Below are 19685 nucleotides of genomic sequence, written 5' to 3' on the forward strand. Positions count from 1 at the left end.
CGTCAGCGCGCGGGGAGGGCGCCCAGGCGCGCGAGCGCGCCGCGGACGCCGGCCACGCCGTCGCCGGCCAGGGCGTCGCGCGCGGCGTCGGCCTCGACGCCCGCGAGGAGCATGACGAGCGCGACGTGCACCTCGCCGTCGGCCGCGCGCAGCACGTCCTCGCACTCCTCCGCGCGCAGGCCCGTCGCCTGGACGAGCATCCGGACGATGCGGGCGCGCAGCTTCTGGTTCGTCGGGCGCACGTCGATCATGAGGTTCGAGTACGTCTTGCCCAGGCGGATCATCGCCGCGGTCGAGAACGTGTTGAGCACGAGCTTCTGGGCGGTCGCCGCCTTCATGCGCGTGGAGCCCGTGACGACCTCGGGGCCCGTGTCGACGAGGATCGCGACGTCCACCCCCGCAGCGAGCGGGGCGTGGGGGTTGGCCGAGACGAGGACGGTGCGCGCGCCGCGCTCGCGCGCGAGGTCGAGCGCGCCGCGCACGTACGGGGTGCGACCGCTCGCGGCGAGCCCCACGACGACGTCGCGCGGCCCGACCGCGTCGACGTCGGAGCGCCCGAGCGCCACGTCGTCCTCCGCGCCCTCGACGGCCACCATCATCGCGCCCACGCCGCCGGCGAGGTGCGCGACGAACCACTCCTCGCCCACCCCGTACGTCGGCAGGAGCTCGACGGCGTCGAGCACGCCGAGGCGGCCCGACGTCCCCGACCCCACGTAGTGCACGCGGCCCCCGCTGCGCAGCGCCTCGACCGCGAGGTCCACGGCCTCGGCGATGCGGTCCCGCTGGGCCCGCACGGCGTCCGCGACCCCGGCGTCCTCCTCGGTGATGAGCCGCACGACGTCCGCGGTGGGGAGCAGGTCCACGTCGGCGGTGCGCGGGTTGCGCTCCTCGGTCGGCGAGGCGAGGCGGACGAGCTCCTGCCACTCGTCGGAGCTCGAGGCGGCGCTCGTGGCGACGGTCGGGTCGGTCATCGGGAGGTTCCCTTCGTCGGGTCCGGCAGCGGACCCTGGGTGCGCGGGCCCGGGTGCAGGCCGTGCGGGGTGTTGGCGAGCGCCAGACGGCGCACCGGGCCGCTCGCCGCGGGCCACGGCAGCGGCGTGGGCGGCGTGAGCGAGCCGAGGACGACGGCGCGGCGCGCCCCGGTCGCCCGACGGCGGTGCTCGCCGGCGGCGGTGCCCGGCAGGCCGTGGGCCGACAGGAAGCCGAGGAGCGCGAACAGGTACGCCTCCTTCGCGTCGACGGGCAGGCCGAGCGCCTCGGACGTCACGACGTCGCACGCGTGCGGCACGCGCTCGGCGAGCGCCGCACGCAGCCGGTCGAGGAGCACGGGGTTGCGCGCTCCCCCGCCGGACGCGACGACGCGGCGCACGTCGCGGCCCGCGAGCGCGTCGGCGACGCTGACCGCGGTGAGCTCGGTGAGCGTCGCGACGAGGTCGGGGCCGGTCAGCCCCGGGCGCACGGACGCGAGCCGGCGGGCCGTGTACGTCGTGTCGAAGAGCTCGCGGCCCGTCGACTTCGGGGCGGGCGCGGCGAAGTACGGGTCGTCGAGCAGCGCGGCGAGCGCCACGGGGTCGACCGTGCCCTGCGCGGCGAGCTCGCCGTCCCTGTCGTACGCGAGGCGGCCGTCGGTGAGGGTTGCGACCGCGACGTCGAGCAGGCAGTTGCCGGGACCGGTGTCCCAGCCGGTGACCGGGTCGTCGACGCGCCCCACGAGGGACGCGTTCGCGATCCCGCCGATGTTGAGGGCCGCGGTGAGCCCGGTGTCCGCGCCGTCGGCGCCGGTGTCCTCACGCCCGAGCCAGAGCGCGTCGAGCACGCTGACGAGCGGCGCGCCGTGGCCGCCGGCCGCGACGTCGGCGACGCGGAAGTCGCTGATGACCGGGCGCTTGACGTGCTCGGCGACCCACGCGGCGTTGCCGAGCTGGAGCGTCCCGCGGGCCCGCGCCCCGACCACCCAGTGGTAGATCGTCTGGCCGTGGGACGCGACGAGGTCCACGTCGCCGCCGGCGACGTCGTCGATCGCGCGCCGGCCGGCGCGGCCGAGCTCCTGCCCGATGAGGGTGTCGAGCTGGGCCACCTCGGCCACGTCGACCGCGGCGGGCGGCAACGCCTCGAGGATGCGCTCGCGCAGGGCCCGCGGCCACGCGTACTCCGTGTGGCCGAGGGGCCGCATGCGCAGCACGCCGTCGTCGCCGAGCGTGAGGTCGGCCGCGGCCGCGTCGATCGCGTCGACCGACGTGCCGGAGGACAGTCCGAGGACGATCATCGGTCCCCCTCCCCTGCCGCACCGACGGGCAGGTCGTCGCGAGGCGTCTCCACCTCGGTGCCCGCGGCCGCGCCGGTCCCCCGCAGGAGCGCGACGGCGGCGCGCGCGTTGGCGCGCCCCGTCCCGCACGCGACCACGACCGTGCGGTCCGCGCCGAACCACGCGTCGACGGCGCCGGGGAACCCGGTGTGCACGACGGCGGCGTCGGGCCGCGCGGCGAGCAGCTCGGTGAGCCGCTCGTGCTCGCCCGAGCCGGGGACCGGCTCGCGCGTGAGGACGACGAGCGGACGGTCGCCCGCGCGCACGGCGTCGAGCGCGTGCGCCCACGCCGCGGCGTCGGCCGGGCGCAGGTGTCGCACGTCGGGCCCGAACGCGGCGTCGAGCGCGCGCTGGACGTGCTGCGCGGTGCGGCCCGCGGCGTGGTCGAACCGCAGGCGCAGGTCGACGACGTCGGGCGCCACGGTCACGGGCGGATCCTCCGGCACGGGGCCGGCGAACCGGACGGCGCGCCCCGCGACGCGGGCGCCCACCCGGTCGAGGGCGTCGAGCGCGGCGCGCGCGGACTCCGGCGAGGGGACGACGCCGCTCGCCGCCTGGCGCGCGCGGACCGCGGCGAGGGTGCGCGCCGTGCGCGCGGCGGACGCGTGCAGGCGCTCGACCGCGACGCGCCCGGAGGCGACGGCGTCCACGAGCGCGCGCTGCGCCTGGCGGAACAGGACCTCGTCGTCGCGCCCGACGGTCGTGCCGAGGCACAGCAGGTCGGCGCCCGCCTCGACCGCGCGGACCGCGACCTCGCCGATGCCGTGCGGCGTCGTGTCGTCGCCGACGGCACGGGACGAGGCGCCGGACGCGGTGTCCGCCGCGAACGTCGCGACCGCACCCATGTCGAGCGCGTCGGTGACGATCGGGCCGTCGAACCCGAGCTCGCGCACGAGCGCGCCGACGGCGGGCTCGAGCGTCGCGGGCAGCGGGCCGAGCGCGGGGACGACGACGTGCGCCGTCATCACTGCGTCGAGCAGCGCGTCGTCGGACCCGTCGCCCGGGGCGATGGTCGCGACGAACGGCGGCAGGTCGCGCGCGCGGAGCTCGTCGAGGCTCGCGTCCACGACCGGGAGCGCGAGGTGCGAGTCGACGTTCGTCGCACCGTGGCCCGGGAAGTGCTTGCCGCACGCGCCCGCGCCCCCGGCGTGCAGGCCGCGGACGAACGCCGCGCCGTGGCGGGCGACGAGCGCGGGGTCCGCGCCGAACGAGCGCACGCCGATCACGGGGTTGTCGGGGTCGGAGTTCACGTCGAGGTCGGGCGCGAGGTCGAGGTCGACGCCCGTCGCGGTGAGCAGGCGGCCGAGCGCGACGCCCACCTCCTCGGTGACCGCGACGTCGTCGACCAGCCCGAGCGCCGCGTTGCCGGGCAGGCTCGACCCGGTCGCCGCCTCGAGCCGGGAGACGTCCCCGCCCTCCTCGTCGACCGCGACGAGCAGGTCGGGCGACGCGCCGCGCAGGCGCGCGGTCAGCCGGGCGGTGGTCGCGACGTCGGGCGTGTTGTGCCCGAACAGCACGACCCCGGCCAGGCCGTCGCGGGCCGCGTCGACGAGCCACGCCGGCAGGTCGTCGGTGCCGGTGAACCCGGGCAGGAGCACGCCGTTCACTGCGCGCACGACGTCGACGGCGCGCTCCGCCGCGCCCGAGCCTGCGGTCGGGGGCGTCACGGCGCTCATCCCTTCACCGACCCGGCGGTGAGGCCCGACGACAGGTTGCGCTGCACCAGGACGAAGAACACGAGCACGGGCAGCGTGATGATCGTCGACGCGGCCATGACGGCGCCCCAGTCGGTCGTGTTCTCGCCGAAGAACTTCTGCAGCCCGATCGGCACCGTGTACTTGCTCGACTGCTGGAGGAACGTCAGCGCGAAGATGAACTCGTTCCACGCGGTGATGAAGGAGAAGACGCTCGTCGCGACGACCCCGGGCGCGACGAGCGGCACCAGGACCTTCCAGAACATGCGCCCCCAGGACGCGCCGTCGAGGAACGCCGCCTCCTCCAGCTCGACCGGAACCGCGGCGACGAAGCCGCGCAGGGTCCAGATCGCGAAGGGCAGCGCGAACGCGAGGTACACGACCGCCAGGCCCAGGAGGGAGTTGAGCATGTTGAGGTTGCGCATCTGGATGAACAGCGGGATGACGAGCGCCTCGAGCGGCACCATCTGCACCATGAGGATGAGCACGAGCATCGCCTTGCGGAACCGGAAGCGGAACCGGCTCACCGCGACGGCCGCGAGCAGCGCCACGACCGACGACGCGAGCACCGTGCCGAGCGCGACGAGCACGGAGTTGCGCAGGTAGTGGCCGAACCCTCCGTCGTCGATCACGGTGACGAAGTTGTCCCACGTGACGCCGGCGGGCAGGAGCCGGGCGCCGCGCGTGGCGGCCTCGGGGTCGATCGCCGAGGAGAACATCCAATAGGCGGGGAAGAGCGAGAAGGCGAGGAGGGCGACGATACCGAGGGTCTTGGCCGCCGCCACGCCGGGACGACGGCGGCGGGCGCGCAGCACCTGCTCGGTGCGGGCGCCGGGCCCGGGGGTGGCGCGGGTGTCGACGGCGGCGCTCACAGCTCCTCCTCCTTGAACAGGGTGCGCATGTAGACGAGCGTGATGCCGAGCAGGATGAGCGTGAGCAGGACCGCGATGGCCGCGCCCATGCCGTACTTGCCCTGCGCGAAGGACTGGATGTACGACCACACGCCGAGGTTGAAGACGTCCTTGTTCCCGCCGTTGCCGCCGGGCATGAGGTAGATCTGCGTGAAGACCTTGAAGTCCCAGATGGTCGACAGGATCGTCACGACCGCGAACACGGGGCGCAGGATGGGCGCGGTGATGGCCCAGAACCGGCGCCACGCCGTCGCGCCGTCGACCTTGGCGGCCTCGTGCAGCTCGTGCGGGATCGTCATGAGCCCGGCGAGCACGGTGATCGCGACGAACGGGAACCCGTGGTGCACGACGTTGAGCGTCGCGATCGCGTAGAACGACAGGCGCTCCGTGAACCAGTTGACGGTGCCGGGCTCGATCGCGCCCACGCCCTCGAGCACCGAGGCGACGAGGCCGTTCAGCGGGTCGAAGATCCACACCCACACGTACGTGCCCGTGATCGCCGGGACCGCCCAGGCGACCATGATCGCCGTCGCGCCGACGCCCCGCCAGAAGCCGCCGAGCGTGTTGAGGAACAGCGCGACCGCGGTCCCGAGCGCGACCGTGAGCACGACGCACGCGAGGGCGAACAGCACGGTGTTGGGCAGGACCGTCGTCCACAGGTAGCTGTCGCCGAGCAGGTCGGCGTAGTTCTGGAGCCCGATCCAGTTGGACTCGCCGCTCGCGATCTGCCGCAGGCCGTAGTCCTGCAGCGAGAGCAGCACGACGCGCACGAGCGGCCACAGGAGCAGGACGCCGAGGACGACGAGTCCCGGGGCCAGCAGCAGCCAGGGGCGCAGCGGGGAACGGTGGCCGAGGCCCGTGCGGCGGCGGCGCACGGCGGTCGGCGCGGTGCTCGACGGCGGCCGGTCGGCCGGGGCGGCCGGGGCCGGCGAGGCGCCGGGCGCGGCTCGAAGGTCTGCCATGGGAGAGGTCCTGTCGCGGGGTGCGGGTCGTGGTGCGGGCGCCGAGGGTCGGGGCGCCGGCGGAGGGCGGCGTCCGGCCGCGGGCGTGCTGCCCGCGGCCGGACGCGTCGGGTCAGGAACCGAACGTCTCGTCCATGTCGGCGGCCGCGGTGTCGGCGGCCTCCTGGACGGTCGCGCTGCCCGACAGGACGGACTGGAGCATCGTCTCCAGCGTCTTCTTGCCCTGGATCTGGCCGTAGAGCGGCGTGACCGGGACCGAGCGGCCGGCCTCCACCATCTGCTGGGCGAACGGCGCGACGATCGGGTCGTCCTCCTCGATGACCTTCTCGAGCAGCGACGTCTGGCCCGGGAAGTAGCCGGACTGCTCGCCCCACGCCTGCGCGAACTCGCCGGTCGTCATCATCTCGACGAACTTCCACGCGAGGTCCTGCTTCTCGCTGGCCTCGAAGACGCCGAGGTGCGAGCCGCCGAGGAACGAGTCGGACAGGCCCTCGGTCTGGCCCGGGATCGGGAAGGCGCCGATCTTGCCCTCCATGTCCGGGACGTCGGCGAGGATCTTGCCGGGGGTCCAGCTGCCGGAGATCATCATGCCGACCTGGCCCTGCTCGAACGCGGCGAGGAGGTCCGTCTCCTTCCACGTCGTCGCGGCGGCCGTCGAGAAGCCGTGCTCGGTCGCGAGGCCGGTGTAGAACTCGAGGCCCTCGACCGACTCCGGCGAGCTGATCTCCGACGTCCAGGTGTCGCCGTCCTTCACCGCGAGGTCACCACCCGCGCCCCAGATGAACGGCATCGCCCCGTACTGGCTGTCGCCCGCGACGGGGAACGGGATGATCTCCGGGTTCGCCGCCTTGAGCGCGTCCGCCGCGGCGACGAGCTCGTCCCACGACGTCGGGGTCTCGATGCCGGCGGCCTCGAAGAGGTCGGCGCGGTAGACGACCGAGCGCACGCCCGCGTACCACGGCATGCCGTAGACGCCGCCGTCGAGGGTCGCGGACTCGACGAGCCCCGGGACGAGGTCGTCCTCGAGGCCGGCGTCCGCGATGCGGTCCGAGAGGTCGGCGAGCGCGCCGACGTCGGCGAACTCGCCCGTCCAGGTGGTGCCGACCTCCGCGACGTCGGGCGTCGTGCCGCCCGCGATGGCCGTCGTGAACTTGTCGTGGGCGCTGGCCCACGGCTGGAACTCGATCTGGAGGTCGGCGCCCGTCTCGTCCTTGAACGCGGTCGTCACCTCGTCGAAGAACGCGTCGGCGTCGGGGTTGGTGCCCTCCATGATCCAGACGGTGAGGGTCTCGCCCGAGAAGTCGGTGGCGTCGTCGCCACCGGTCGTCTCGGAGCCAGACCCGCCGCCGGAGCTGCACGCGGCCAGGCCGAGCGCGAGGACGAGGGTGCCCGTGACGGCCACCGTGCTGCGTCGCTGCATGCCGTGACACTTCCTTTCTGGTCGGCCGTCGGGGGGAACGGCCGGGTCGTGTGTCCTGACGGTCCCGCGCAGCCGGTCGGCTCCCGCGGTGTGAAACTTACTTCCATCAGTGGACGTATGCGTGAAGATTACTGCCACGCGTGCGCGAACGGAAGCCACGGCGGCAGATGTTGCACGTTCTTAACAATCGCCGGGGCGGTGCCCGGCTCGGGGCGACCGCTCAGGCCGGGAGGCCGGGCCCGCGGGCGGGCGTCACCCTCCCGCGCCGGCCACGCAGAGCTCCAGGCTCTGCCCCGCCCGCGTCACGGGACGCGCGCGGTCCACTCCGGCGTCGAGAACTTCGTCCGCGCGAGCTCCTGCGCGCGCTCGCGCTCCTCGGGGGTGACGGCACCCTCGACCGTGCGGTACCGCGAGCGGAAGTGCTCCTTGAACGCCTCGATGACGTCCTCGCGCGCCATGCCCGTCTGCGAGCGCACCGGGTCGACGCGCTTGTTGGCGCTCGTCGTCCCCTTGTCCGAGAGCTTCTCGCGCCCGATGCGCAGCACCTCGGTCATCTTGTCGGCGTCGATGTCGTACGCCATGGTCACGTGGTGGAGCACCGCTCCCCCGCGCAGCCGCTTCTGGGCCGCGCCCGCGATCTTGCCGGCCGGCGACGCGATGTCGTTGAGCGGCTTGTACGTCGCCTCCACGCCGAGGTCGGCGAGAGCGCCCAGCACCCAGTCGTCGAGGAACGCGTACGAGCGCTCGAAGCTGAGCCCTTCGACGAGCGACCCCGGCACGTACAGCGAGTAGGTGATCGTGTTGCCGGGCTCGACGAACATCGCGCCCCCGCCGGAGATACGCCGCACGACCGTCACCCCGTGCCGTTCGGCACCCTCCGGGTCGACCTCGTTGCGCAGCGACTGGAACGAGCCGATGATCACCGCGGGCGACGCCCACTCCCAGATCCGCAGCGTGGGGCCGCGTCGGCCCTCGTCGAGCTCCTCCGTGAGCACCTGGTCGAGCGCGAGGTGCATCGCCGGCTCCTCCGGGCCCTCGTGCACGACCTCGAACGTGTGGTCGCCCCAGCCCGTCGCGCGGCCGAGCGCCCGCCGCACCGCGATCGCGACCGCCTCGGGCGAGAACCCGACCATCGTGACGTCGGGGCCGAGCGCCGCCTGGACGGCGCTCGCGAGCTGCGCGACCGTCGCCGTCTCCGGCATGCCCGTCAGGGCGCCGTCGATGTCCTCGAGCGCGTCGTCCGGCTCGAGGAAGAAGTCGCCGCTGACCGCGACCCGGGCGAGCCGCCCGGCCTCCACCTCGACGTCGACCGCCACGAGCTTGCCACCGGGGACCTTGTACTCACCACGCACGCGTCCACCCTAAGCCCGACGGCCCGCACCTCCGGCTCAGCGCGGCTCGACGCCCGCGTGGACGAGCCCGTAGATCGCGGAGTCGGTGAGCGCCTCCCACGCCGCCTCGATGAGGTTCGGCCCGACGCCGACCGTCGACCACGACGTCGAGCCGTCGGTCGTCTCGATGAGCACGCGCGTGATGGCGTCCGTGCCCTGCTCGGTGTCGAGGATGCGCACCTTGAAGTCGATGAGCTCGAACGCCTCGATCTCGGGATAGACGCGCCCGAGCGCGAGCCGCAGCGCGTGGTCGAGCGCGTTGACGGGACCGTTGCCCTCACCCGTCGAGACGATGCGCTCACCCCCGGCGTGGAGCTTGACGGTCGCCTCCGCCGTCGCCTCGGTGCCGCGCGACCCCGCGCGCTCGACGATCGTGCGCCAGCTCTCGACCCGGAAGTACGGCGGCCGCTCCCCCGCGATCTCCTCGCGCAGCAGCAGCTCGAACGACGCGTCGGCCGCCTCGTACGTGTAGCCGCGCGCCTCGTCGTCCTTGACGCGGTTCGTCACGCGGGTGAGGAGGTCGCCCTGGCCCGACAGGTCGAACCCGAGCTCGCGCCCCTTGAGCTCGATCGACGCCCGTCCCGCCATGTCCGAGACGAGCATGCGGATGTCGTTGCCGACCGCCGTCGGGTCGATGTGCTGGTACAGGTCGGGGTCCACCTTGATGGCGCTGGCGTGCAGGCCGGCCTTGTGCGCGAACGCGCTCGCCCCGACGTACGGCTGGCGCGCGTACGGGGAGATGTTCGTGATCTCGCTGATCGCGTGCGAGATGCGCGTCGCCTCCTCCAGGCCCTCGCCCGTGAGCGTGCGCACCCCGTGCTTGAGCTCGAGGTTCGCCACGACCGTGAGCAGGTCGACGTTGCCCGTGCGCTCCCCGTAACCGTTCACCGTGCCCTGGACGTGCGCGGCGCCCGCCTCGACGGCGGCGAGCGTGTTCGCGACGGCGCAGCCCGAGTCGTTGTGCGCGTGCATCCCGAGCAGCGCGTCCCCCGGCAGCGCGTCGCGCCCGTGCGGGAGCCCGACGGCGTCGCGCAGCTCCGCGACGGTCTCGGCGACCCACGTGGGGAGCATGCCGCCGTTGGTGTCGCACAGCGCGACGACCTCGGCGCCCGCCTCGAACGCGGCCTGCACGGCCGCGCGCGTGAACGCGGCGTCGTACCGGTAGCCGTCGAAGAAGTGCTCCGCGTCGACGACGACGCGGCGCCCCTCGCCCACGAGGAAGGACACCGTGTCGGTGATCATGGCGAGGCCCTCGTCGGGCGTCGTGCGCAGCGCGCGCTCGACGTGCCGGACGTCGGACTTCGCGACGAGCGTGACGACCGGCGCCTCGGAGTCGACGAGCGCTCGCACCTGCGGGTCGTCCCACGCGCGCAGCCCGGCCTTGCGCGTCGCGCCGAACGCCGCGAGCACCGCCCGGCGCAGGTCGAGCTCCTTGGCCGCGCGGCGGAAGAACTCGGTGTCCTTGGGCACCGCGCCCGGCCAGCCGCCCTCGATGAAGCCGACGCCGAGCTCGTCGAGCAGCGGGGCGATGGCGAGCTTGTCGGCGACGGAGAGGTTCATGCCCTCCTGCTGCGCGCCGTCGCGCAGGGTGGTGTCGTAGACGTGGAAGACCCGGGGCTCGTGGGGGCCGGTCACGGGGGTCGTCGCCGAGGTCATGGTGCCTCTTCCTGCCGTTCGTCGTGTCGCGGGCGTCGCTGCGCCCGCCCCTGCGGTGCGTCTCCCGACGCCGGGCGGGGCCCTCGTGAGGCGATGGGCCCGGCGTCCGTGCCGCCGGGCGGAGGTGGTGCCCAGCAACAAAAAAACCCCCCGAGGGTGCGGGAGGTCTGCGCGTCCGGTGGGTGCTACCGGGCGCGCTACTCGATAATGAGCTGGGAGACGAGGTGTGTCACAGGGCACATGGTGCCACAGGTTCCGCCAGGATGGACCAGAGCGTCCATCCACTGAGCCGCCCGCCGCTCGTCGGCGCGACGGCGACCGAGCGAGGAGTGACGATGAGCGACCCGACCCCGGGCGGGTACGACCCGCAGAACCCTCCGACGCGGCGCTACGGCCAGCCGCCGGTCCCCCCGCAGTCCCCGCCCCCGGCGATCCGCCCGACGGACCCGCGGGCCCAGTTCCCCGAGCCCCGCACCCCGGTGAGCCCGGCGGACCCGCGCCTCACGGTCGAGGCCGGACGGTTCTGGGCGGGTGCCGCCGCGACCGCGCTCGTCGCCGCCCTCATCGGGCTGCTCGGCGTGATCATCTTCGAGCGTATCTTCGCGATCACCCTCGTCCCGCCGCCCGACCTCTTCGCCACGGGGTCGCGCCAGGCCGCGTGGGCGATCGACGGCGCGATCCTCGCGCTGCTCGCCGCCGGGGTGCTGCACCTGCTCATCCTCAGCACGCCCCGGCCGCGCGCGTTCTTCGGCTGGATCATGGCGCTCGTCGTCGTGGCGATCGCGGTCCTGCCGTTCGCGTGGTCGAGCGACGTCACCGCGGCCGCGCTGTCCGGGCTCATCAACCTGCTCATCGGCGTCGCGGTGTGGTCGCTGCTCGCGGGCGTCGCCGGGCGGACGATCGTCGCGCGCCCCGCGCCCGTCGTCTGACCCGGAGCACCCGGGCCCGCACCGCACCCAGCTGCCGCACGACGACGGGGCGCCCCTCCCGCGGGAGGGGCGCCCCGTGTCGTGCCGGCCGGCTCAGGCGAGCCGGCGCTCAGGCGAGCCGGCGCAGCCAGCCGTGACGGTCGGCGGCCCGACCGGTCTGGATGTCCGTGAGCTCGGTGCGGATCGTCATGGTCAGCGAGCCCGCCTCGCCGGTGCCGATCGTGTGGTCGAAGTCCGAGCCGGCGAGCCGGCCGATCGGCGTGATCACGGCGGCCGTGCCGCACGCGAACACCTCCGTCACGGAACCGTCCCGGATCCCGGCGAGGACGTCGGTGAGCGGGATGCGGCGCTCGACGACCTCGTGCCCGCGGTCGGTGAGGAGGCGGATGATCGACGAGCGCGTCACGCCCTCGAGGATCGATCCGCTGAGCTCCGGCGTCTCGACCGAGCCGTCCGCCTTGACGACGAACACGTTCATGCCGCCGAGCTCCTCGAGGTAGGTGCGCGTCGCGGAGTCGAGGAAGCACACCTGCTCGCACCCGTGCTGCTGCGCGACCACCTGCGGGAGCAGGCTCGAGGCGTAGTTGCCGCCGCACTTGGCGTCCCCGGTGCCGCCGGCGCCGGCACGGCTGTACTCGCGGTCCACCCAGATCGACACGGGCTTCACGCCGCCCGAGAAGTACGGGCCGACGGGCGACGCGATGACGAGGTACTCCGCCTCGAGCGACGGGCGCACGCCGAGGAAGGCCTCGGAGGCGTACATGAACGGGCGCAGATAGAGGCTCGCCTCCTCGCCCGTCGGGACCCAGTCCACGTCCGTGCGCACGAGCGCGGTGATCGACCCGACGAAGTCGTCCATCGACAGCGCGGGCAGCGCGAGGCGGTGCGCGGAGCGCGCGAACCGGGCGGCGTTGGCCTCGGGCCGGAACGTCCACACCGAGCCGTCGGCGTGGCGGTACGCCTTCATGCCCTCGAAGATCTCCTGCGCGTAGTGCAGGACGGCGGTCGCCGGGTCGAGGAGGAGCGGACCGTACTTCTCGATGCGGCGGTCGACCCACCCGTCGGTCGAGTTCCAGCTGATCCGCGCCATGTGGTCCGTGAAGACGGTGCCGAACTTCGGGGCCGCGATGGCGGCCTCACGCTCGGCGGGCGGGGTCGGGGTGTCCGTGGGGCGGACGTCGAACAGGGCGACGAGGTCCTCCGCCGAGGAGGACGGCTGGTGCTGCGCTGCGAGGGTGCTCATCATGAGGCCTTTCACCTGGCGACCCGGGTGGTCTCCGCCTAGTTTTCCACGCCGGTGCGGCTCGTGCGGGGATCTGCGCGAGGGCACGACGACGCGGGGCGTCACCGGGTCAGAACGGGAGGGATCCGGTCCTGGGGCGATGACGACCGAGGTGCGGGGACTGCGGCGAACCGGTGCCCGGGCCCACCGGGGGCCCGTGACGGCGTGTCAGCCGGCGACGCGAGCGGCGAGCTCGCGGCCCACCTCGGCCGTCGAGCGTACTCGGCTCCCCCGCTCGGCGAGGTCGGCGGCGACGGCCGCCTCGACGCGCTGCGCCTCGTCGCCGAGGCCCAGGTGGTCGAGGAGCAGCGCGACCGACAGCACCGTGGCGGTCGGGTCGGCCTTGCCCTGGCCGGCGATGTCCGGCGCCGAGCCGTGCACGGGCTCGAACATCGACGGCGCGGTGCGGTCCGGGTTGATGTTCGCGGACGCGGCGAGGCCGATCCCGCCCGTGATCGCGGCGGCCTGGTCGGTGAGGATGTCGCCGAACAGGTTGTCGGTGACGATCACGTCGAAGCGCGAGGGCTTCGTCGTGAGGAAGATCGTCGCGGCGTCGACGTGCAGGTAGTCGGTCGTGACGTCGGGGAACTCCGCGTTGACGGCCTCCACCGTGCGGCGCCACAGGTGGCCCGCGTGCACGAGGACGTTGTGCTTGTGCACGAGCGTGAGGTGCTTGCGCGGACGCGCCTGGGCGCGGGCGAACGCGTCGCGCACCACGCGCTCGACGCCGAACGCGGTGTTGAGCGAGACCTCGGTCGCGATCTCGTGCGGCGTGCCGGTGCGCAGCGAGCCGCCGTTGCCGACGTACGGGCCCTCGGTGCCCTCGCGCACGACGACGAAGTCGATCTCGCCCGGGTCGGCGAGCGGCGACGTGACGCCCGGGTACAGCTTGCCCGGGCGCAGGTTGACGTAGTGGTCGAGCGCGAAGCGCAGCTTGAGCAGCAGGCCGCGCTCGAGGACGCCCGACGGGACGCTCGGGTCGCCGATCGCGCCCAGGAGGATCGCGTCGTGCCCGCGGATCGCGTCGAGGTCCGCGTCGGTGAGCGTCTCCCCCGTGGCGTGCCAGCGTCGCGCACCCAGGTCGAACGGCGTCGTGGAGACCTTCACGTCCGAACCGGCCACGGCGGCCTCGAGCACGGCGAGCCCCTGCTCGACGACCTCGGTCCCGATGCCGTCGCCGGCCACGACTGCCAGATCAATGGTGCGCGTCATGCCGGCGAGCCTACGCCGCGCCGCCACGCTTCGGGACGGTGGTCTCACGTCTCGGACGGGGGCGGAGTTGCGTTCCCGGCGCGCACGGTCCACTATTAGTAAACTTTCCTAAAGCCCGTCGAAGGACCGACCACATGACCGCGCCCGCCACGTCGAGGGTTCCGGGGACCCCCGGACTCCTGCGCACCATCAACGACCGCGCGGCCCTGGAGCTCCTCCTCGACGGAGGACCCCTGACCCGGTCCCAGATCGGTGACCGCACCGGCGTCTCCCGCCCGACCGCCTCCCAGATCGTCGCACGTCTCGAGCAGTCGGGCCTCATCGAGCCCACCGGCTCCGTGCAGGGTGCGCGGGGCCCGCAGGCCACCCAGTACGCCGCCCGGACCGACGTCGTCGTGGGCCTCGCGCTCGACGTCGTCCCCGCCGGGGTGCGCGCCAGCGTCGTCGACGCGCTCGGCCGCACGCTCGGCGAGACGACCGTGGCGGCCGGTCCGGAGCGCTCGGCCGCCGGCGACGTCCTCGCCGCGCGCGACGAGGCCTGCGCCGACGCCGGTATCCCCGTCTCCCGCGTCGCGACCGCGGTCGTCGGCGTGCAGGCCGCCGTCGCGCCGCGCACCGGCGACATCGCCCTCGTCGGCGAGCTCCCCGGCTGGCCGCGCCACGGGCTGCGCACGCACCTCGAGGACGTGCTCGGCATCGACGTCCACGTCGAGAACGACGTCAACCTCGCCGCGATCGCCGAGCGCGACGCCGGCCGCGACGAGGAGAGCTTCGCGCTGCTGTGGCTGGGCGAGGGCATCGGCATGGGCGCGTGGCTCGAGGGCCGCGTGCACCACGGCACCGCGGGAGGCGCCGGCGAGATCGGCTACCTGCCGGTCCCCGCCGCCGGCATCGACGACTCCGTCAACGTGCAGGACCTCGTCGGCGGTCTCCGCTTCGTCGAGCTGTGCGCCCGCGCGGGGGTCCCCGGCATCACCGAGGGGGACTCCTCCTACGGCGACGCCGTCGCCGCCCTCGCCGCGCACCGCGACAGCACCGCCGTGCACGAGCTCGTCCAGGACCTCGCCCACCGCGTCGCGGTCGTCCTCCAGCCCGTCGTCGCCATCCTCGAGCCCGACGCCGTCGTGCTCGGCGGGCCCACAGGGGTCGCGTGCGGTGCGGCGCTCGCCGAGGCGACCGCCGCCGTCCTGCGCGGCACCGACCAGCGGACGGGAGCGGTCGTCGCGAGCGCCGTCCCCGAGCTCGCCGTCCTGCGCGGCGCGCGCTCCGTCGTCGCGCAGGACGTGCGCACCCTCCTGCTCGCCGCCGCGGGACGACCGGACCACCCGGTCGTCGCGCCCTCCGTCCCGGGGTAGTCCTCTTCACCTACCTCGCGAGCGGTGGCCGGCCGACCGTGGCACGGCCGGCCACCGCTCATCCTCGCCGCGGTCAGCGCGGGTAGCGCAGCTCGAACCGCTCGCACACCAACGGCATGTCCGGCGCGAACTCGCGCGACAGCACCCGGCGGAAGTACTTCTCGTGCTCGACGCGCCACGACTCCAGCGACCGGTCGTCCTCGCCCTCCGCGTGCGCGAAGTCCGCGTCGACGTCCTCGAACGCGACGACCTCGACCGAGGTGGTGCGGATCAGCGCCCGCGGGTGGCCCGCGCCGTCCAGCAGTATCGACAGCTCGCCGACCCGCGGCACCGCCTCGCCCGTCTCCTCGTACTCCCACAGGGCCGACGACGTCGCCGTCTTCTCGCCCGTGAGCACGGCCATGAGCAGGTCGTCCGCCAGGGCCGGGTTGTCCCCGAACGACCACGCGGGGGGCGGCACGCTCTCGGACACCGTGGTCCCCGTGACGACGCCGAGCCGCGCCATGCCCGCGCTGGGCCGGGCCAGCTCCCAGAACGCCAGGATCTCCGCCGCCCGCTCGTCCACCGTCACGTCGTCCGTCACCGGGTCTCCCTCGTCCGTCTCTCGGGTCATGCCCCCATCCTGGCGCACCGAGAATCGGATCTGCCCGGTCTCCCGCCATTCGTCCCGCCCGTGTCGCCCGGCACGATCCCCCACCTTCTCGGACGCCGCGACGAGCTCCGGGACTGGCGGCCTGCTGGCCAGCGCCCGGGTGAGCCGACAGCAAGGGGGTGGGTGACCCCTGTCGCGCGATCGTGGTGGGCCTGGCGGGAGCGGTGCGAGGAACGAGCACCGCGGATGGTAGATCGCGCGACAGGGGTCACCCACCCCCAGAGGTGAGCCGAGCTCAGAGGTCGAGGATCAGCGCGCGGCGCTGCCCTCGGTGTAGTCGGCGTCCTGCTGCTTCCACGCGAACAGCGACCGCAGCTCCTTGCCGACCTTCTCGATCGGGTGCTGCGCAGCCTTCTCGCGGAGCTCGGTGAACTCCGGCGCGCCGGCGTCCTGGTCGTCGATGAAGCGCTTCGCGAACGCGCCCGACCGGATGTCGGCGAGGACGCCCTGCATGTTCTCCTTGACGCGGGCGTCGATGACGCGCGGGCCGGAGACGTAGTCGCCGTACTCGGCGGTGTCGGAGACGGACCAGCGCTGCTTGGCGATGCCGCCCTCCCACATGAGGTCGACGATGAGCTTGAGCTCGTGCAGCACCTCGAAGTACGCGATCTCCGGCTGGTAGCCGGCCTCGGTCAGCGTCTCGAAGCCGTACTGGACGAGCTGCGACACACCACCGCAGAGCACGGCCTGCTCGCCGAACAGGTCGGTCTCGGTCTCCTCGGTGAACGTCGTCTTGATGACGCCCGCACGCGTGCCGCCGATCGCCTTCGCGTACGACAGCGCGACGTCCCAGGCCTGGCCCGACGCATCCTTCTCGACGGCGATGATGTCCGGGATGCCACGACCCGCGACGAACTCGCGGCGCACCGTGTGGCCCGGGGCCTTCGGGGCGACGAGGATGACGTCGACGCCCTCGGGCGCCTCGATGTAGCCGAAGCGGATGTTGAACCCGTGCGCGAACGCGAGCGTCTTGCCCGTGGCGAGGTTCGGCTTGATCTCGTCGTTGTAGATCGAGCGCTGGTGCTGGTCCGGCGCGAGGATCATGATCAGGTCGGCCCACGCCGCGGCGTCCGCCACGGACTTGACCTCGAAGCCCTCGTCCTGGGCCTTCGCGACGGACTTGGAGCCCTCGCGCAGGGCGACGACGACCTCGACGCCCGAGTCGCGCAGGTTCTGGGCGTGCGCGTGGCCCTGGCTCCCGTAGCCGACGATCGCGACCTTCTTGCTCTGGATGATGGACAGGTCGGCGTCGTCGTCGTAGAACAGCTCAGCCACGATGGATCTCCTCGGTTCTTCGTTGCGGTGCAGGGGTCTGTTGCGGTGTCGCGCGGAACGGCGACCGGTGCGCACCGACGCCCGCAAGGGTCTCGGTGCGAGGGTAGGCGATGGTCAGGCGGAGCGGACGACGCGTTCCAGCGCGCGGTCCGTGATGGAGCGGGACCCGCGCCCGACGGCGACGGTCCCCGACTTCACGATCTCGCGCACGCCGTAGGGCTCGAGGGCCCCGAGCAGCGCGTCGAGCTTCTCCCCCGTGCCCGTCGCCTCGATGGTCACGGCGTCGGGCACGACGTCGACCACCTTCGCGCGGAACAGGTTGACGACCTCGAGGACGCCGGTGCGGTGGGCGCCGTCGGCGCGGACCTTGACGAGCAGGAGCTCGCGCTGCACCGAGGCGGTCGAGTCGAGCTCGACGATCTTGATGACGTTGACCAGCTTGTTGAGCTGCTTCGTCACCTGCTCGAGCGGGCGCTCCTCCACGTCGACGACCACGGTGATGCGCGAGATCTCCTCGTGCTCCGTGGGGCCGACGGCGAGGGAGTGGATGTTGAAGGCGCGGCGTGCGAACAGGCCCGCGACGCGCGTCAGCACACCGGGCTTGTTCTCCACGAGCACCGAGAGGGTGTGGCGGGACATGGCGGGTCAGTCCTCTCGGTCCCACGCGGGCGAGATGCCGCGTGCGTACTGGATGTCGTCGTTGCTCACGCCGGCGGCGACCATCGGCCACACCATCGCGTCGCGCGAGACGTTGAAGTCGATGACGACCGGGCGGTCGTCGATCTCCATCGCGCGCTTGATCGCGGCGTCCACCTCGCCCATCGACTCGACGCGGATGCCCTCGCACCCGTACGCGTCGGCGAGCTTGACGAAGTCGGGCACGCGCGCCGTGCCGTGGCCGGTGTGCAGGTCCGTGTTGGAGTAGCGCTGGTCGTAGAACAGCGTCTGCCACTGGCGCACCATGCCGAGCGAGCTGTTGTTGATCAGCGCGACCTTGATGGGGATCTCGTTGATCGTGCAGGTGGCGAGCTCCTGGTTGGTCATCTGGAAGCAGCCGTCGCCGTCGATCGCCCACACCGTGGCGTCGGGGCGGCCGACCTTGGCGCCCATGGCCGCCGGGATCGAGAAGCCCATGGTGCCGAGGCCGCCGGAGTTGAGCCACGTCCGGGGGTGCTCGTAGCGGATGAACTGGGCCGCCCACATCTGGTGCTGCCCCACGCCCGCGACGTAGATCGACTCCGGGCCGGAGATCTCGCCCAGGCGGGAGATGACGTGCTGCGGCGCGAGATGGCCGTCGTCGGGCTCCGTGTAGCCGAGGGGGTACGTCTCGCGCCAGTCGTCGATCTGGCGCCACCAGGCCTCGACGTCCGGCTTGCCCTTGGCCGCGTGCTCGCGCTCGAGCTCGGGCAGCAGGTCGGTGATGACCTCCTTGAGGTCGCCGACGATCGGCACGTCCACGTCGCGGTTCTTGCCGATCTCCGCGGGGTCGATGTCGGCGTGCACCACCTGCGCGTGCGGCGCGAAGCTGGACAGCGCGCCCGTGACGCGGTCGTCGAACCGCGCGCCGAGCGACACGACGAGGTCGGCCTTCTGCAGCGCCGCCACGGCAGGGACGGTGCCGTGCATGCCGGGCATGCCGAGGTTCTGGGGGTGCGTGTCGGGCACCGCGCCGCGCGCCATGAGCGTCGTCACGACGGGCGCGCCCGACAGGTCGACGAGGCGACGCAGCTCGGGCGACGCGTTCGCACGGATCACGCCACCGCCCACGTACAGGACCGGGCGGCGGGCCGACGCGAGCAGGCGCGCGGCCTCCTTGATCTGCTTGCTGTGCGGCTTCGTCACCGGGTGGTAGCCGGGGAGCTGCACGTCCTGCGGCCAGGCGAACGTGGTGCGGGACTGCATCGCCGACTTCGCGATGTCCACGAGCACAGGGCCCGGGCGGCCGGTCGAGGCGATGTGGAAGGCCTCGGCGATGGTGCGCGGGATGTCGTCCGGGTCGGTGACCAGGTACGAGTGCTTCGTGATCGGCATGGTGATGCCGACGATGTCCGCCTCCTGGAAACCGTCGGTCCCGATCATCGACTCGGCGACCTGCCCCGTGATCGCCACGAGCGGGATCGAGTCCATGTTCGCGTCCGCGATCGGGGTCACGAGGTTCGTCGCGCCCGGGCCCGACGTCGCCATCGTGACGCCGACGCGGCCGGTCGCGTGGGCGTAGCCCTGCGCCGCGTGGCCGCCGCCCTGCTCGTGGCGCACGAGGATGTGGCGCAGACGCTGGGAGTCCATGAGCGGGTCGTACGTCGGGAGGATCGCACCACCCGGGATGCCGAAGACGACCTCGGCGCCGGCCTCCTCGAGCGAGCGGACGATCGACTGCGCGCCCGTCATCTCCTCGCCCGTCGGGGCGCCGGTCGAGGCGCCGGCCGGGCGAGCCGTGGCTGCGCGCCGGACGTCGCCGCGCGGGGCGACCGACGCGGGTGTCGGGGCGGGCTTCGGCGCCGCGGCGGACGCCGGGGCGCCCTGCCGCGGAGGTGCCGGGGTGGGACCCTGGGCCATGGTGTCTCCTGCGTGTCGTGGCCTCGGCCCGGCGGGCGCCCCGTGGGGCGCTCCGCCGGGAACCGGAGCCGACCGTGGTGGTGCG

General features: G+C 73.5%; 16 protein-coding genes. 2 read left to right on the forward strand and 14 right to left on the reverse strand.

The features are described 5' to 3' along the window. Positions 1–2: 2 nt before the first annotated feature. The 8 genes from murQ to cimA form a co-directional block, all read right to left on the reverse strand. Complete coding sequence (gene murQ, locus AC3WT4_RS03705; protein WP_108048509.1) at positions 3–971, reverse strand: N-acetylmuramic acid 6-phosphate etherase; 969 nt, start codon at positions 969–971, stop codon at positions 3–5. Continuing rightward, positions 968–2266 (reverse strand): anhydro-N-acetylmuramic acid kinase, encoded by a 1299-nt coding sequence (locus AC3WT4_RS03710; RefSeq protein ID WP_492314750.1) that lies wholly within the window; start codon positions 2264–2266, stop codon positions 968–970. The genes murQ and AC3WT4_RS03710 overlap by 4 nt, the downstream gene beginning before the upstream one ends. Then, entirely contained in the window at positions 2263–3972 is a 1710-nt protein-coding gene (locus tag AC3WT4_RS03715; RefSeq protein ID WP_492314751.1) for a glycoside hydrolase family 3 N-terminal domain-containing protein, read from the reverse strand. Before AC3WT4_RS03715 ends, AC3WT4_RS03710 begins: the two co-directional genes overlap by 4 nt. A gap of 5 nt (positions 3973–3977) precedes the next feature. Next, positions 3978–4814, reverse strand: coding sequence for a carbohydrate ABC transporter permease (locus AC3WT4_RS03720; RefSeq protein WP_370670903.1), 837 nt, complete (start codon positions 4812–4814; stop codon positions 3978–3980). A 53-nt stretch (positions 4815–4867) separates the two neighbouring features. Continuing rightward, entirely contained in the window at positions 4868–5872 is a 1005-nt protein-coding gene (locus tag AC3WT4_RS03725) for a carbohydrate ABC transporter permease (RefSeq protein ID WP_074809850.1), read from the reverse strand. A gap of 112 nt (positions 5873–5984) precedes the next feature. Further along, positions 5985–7292 carry a sugar ABC transporter substrate-binding protein gene (locus tag AC3WT4_RS03730; protein WP_257418379.1) on the reverse strand — a complete coding sequence of 436 codons (1308 nt, stop codon included), beginning with the start codon at positions 7290–7292 and terminating at the stop codon, positions 5985–5987. Positions 7293–7594: 302 nt separating this feature from the next. Further along, the gene (lplAB, locus tag AC3WT4_RS03735) at positions 7595–8644 is read right to left on the reverse strand and encodes a lipoate-protein ligase LplAB (RefSeq protein WP_108047498.1); all 1050 of its coding nucleotides are present in this window, start codon (positions 8642–8644) and stop codon (positions 7595–7597) included. Positions 8645–8680: 36 nt separating this feature from the next. After that, complete coding sequence (gene cimA, locus AC3WT4_RS03740) at positions 8681–10339, reverse strand: citramalate synthase (RefSeq protein ID WP_074809853.1); 1659 nt, start codon at positions 10337–10339, stop codon at positions 8681–8683. Between the two features lie 335 nt (positions 10340–10674). Here cimA and AC3WT4_RS03745 point away from each other — a divergent pair, with 335 nt between their 5' ends. After that, on the forward strand, positions 10675–11268 hold the full coding sequence (locus tag AC3WT4_RS03745) for a hypothetical protein (RefSeq protein ID WP_492314752.1): 594 nt from the start codon (positions 10675–10677) through the stop codon (positions 11266–11268). A 109-nt stretch (positions 11269–11377) separates the two neighbouring features. On the opposite strand, the gene AC3WT4_RS03750 is transcribed toward AC3WT4_RS03745, so the two are convergent. Both AC3WT4_RS03750 and AC3WT4_RS03755 read right to left on the reverse strand, forming a co-directional pair. Beyond that, positions 11378–12511: a branched-chain amino acid aminotransferase gene (locus AC3WT4_RS03750; RefSeq protein WP_074809939.1), complete on the reverse strand. Its 1134-nt coding sequence runs from the start codon at positions 12509–12511 to the stop codon at positions 11378–11380. Positions 12512–12718: 207 nt separating this feature from the next. Next, a complete protein-coding gene (locus AC3WT4_RS03755; protein ID WP_034654425.1) occupies positions 12719–13762 on the reverse strand; it encodes a 3-isopropylmalate dehydrogenase in 1044 nt (347 codons plus the stop codon). Between the two features lie 134 nt (positions 13763–13896). Between AC3WT4_RS03755 and AC3WT4_RS03760 the strand changes: the two genes are divergently transcribed. Then, entirely contained in the window at positions 13897–15117 is a 1221-nt protein-coding gene (locus AC3WT4_RS03760) for an ROK family transcriptional regulator (RefSeq protein ID WP_492314753.1), read from the forward strand. A 73-nt stretch (positions 15118–15190) separates the two neighbouring features. On the opposite strand, the gene AC3WT4_RS03765 is transcribed toward AC3WT4_RS03760, so the two are convergent. The 4 genes from AC3WT4_RS03765 to AC3WT4_RS03780 form a co-directional block, all read right to left on the reverse strand. Next, positions 15191–15730, reverse strand: coding sequence for an ASCH domain-containing protein (locus AC3WT4_RS03765; RefSeq protein ID WP_074809855.1), 540 nt, complete (start codon positions 15728–15730; stop codon positions 15191–15193). 288 nt (positions 15731–16018) lie between these two features. Further along, positions 16019–17044: a ketol-acid reductoisomerase gene (gene ilvC / locus AC3WT4_RS03770; RefSeq protein WP_108047492.1), complete on the reverse strand. Its 1026-nt coding sequence runs from the start codon at positions 17042–17044 to the stop codon at positions 16019–16021. A gap of 114 nt (positions 17045–17158) precedes the next feature. Then, entirely contained in the window at positions 17159–17683 is a 525-nt protein-coding gene (gene ilvN, locus AC3WT4_RS03775) for an acetolactate synthase small subunit (protein WP_074809857.1), read from the reverse strand. Positions 17684–17689: 6 nt separating this feature from the next. After that, complete coding sequence (locus AC3WT4_RS03780) at positions 17690–19600, reverse strand: acetolactate synthase large subunit (protein ID WP_074809858.1); 1911 nt, start codon at positions 19598–19600, stop codon at positions 17690–17692. Between the last annotated feature and the right edge of the window lie 85 nt (positions 19601–19685).

It is taken from the genome of Cellulosimicrobium sp. EB106-03-01-XG111 (assembly GCF_058792115.1).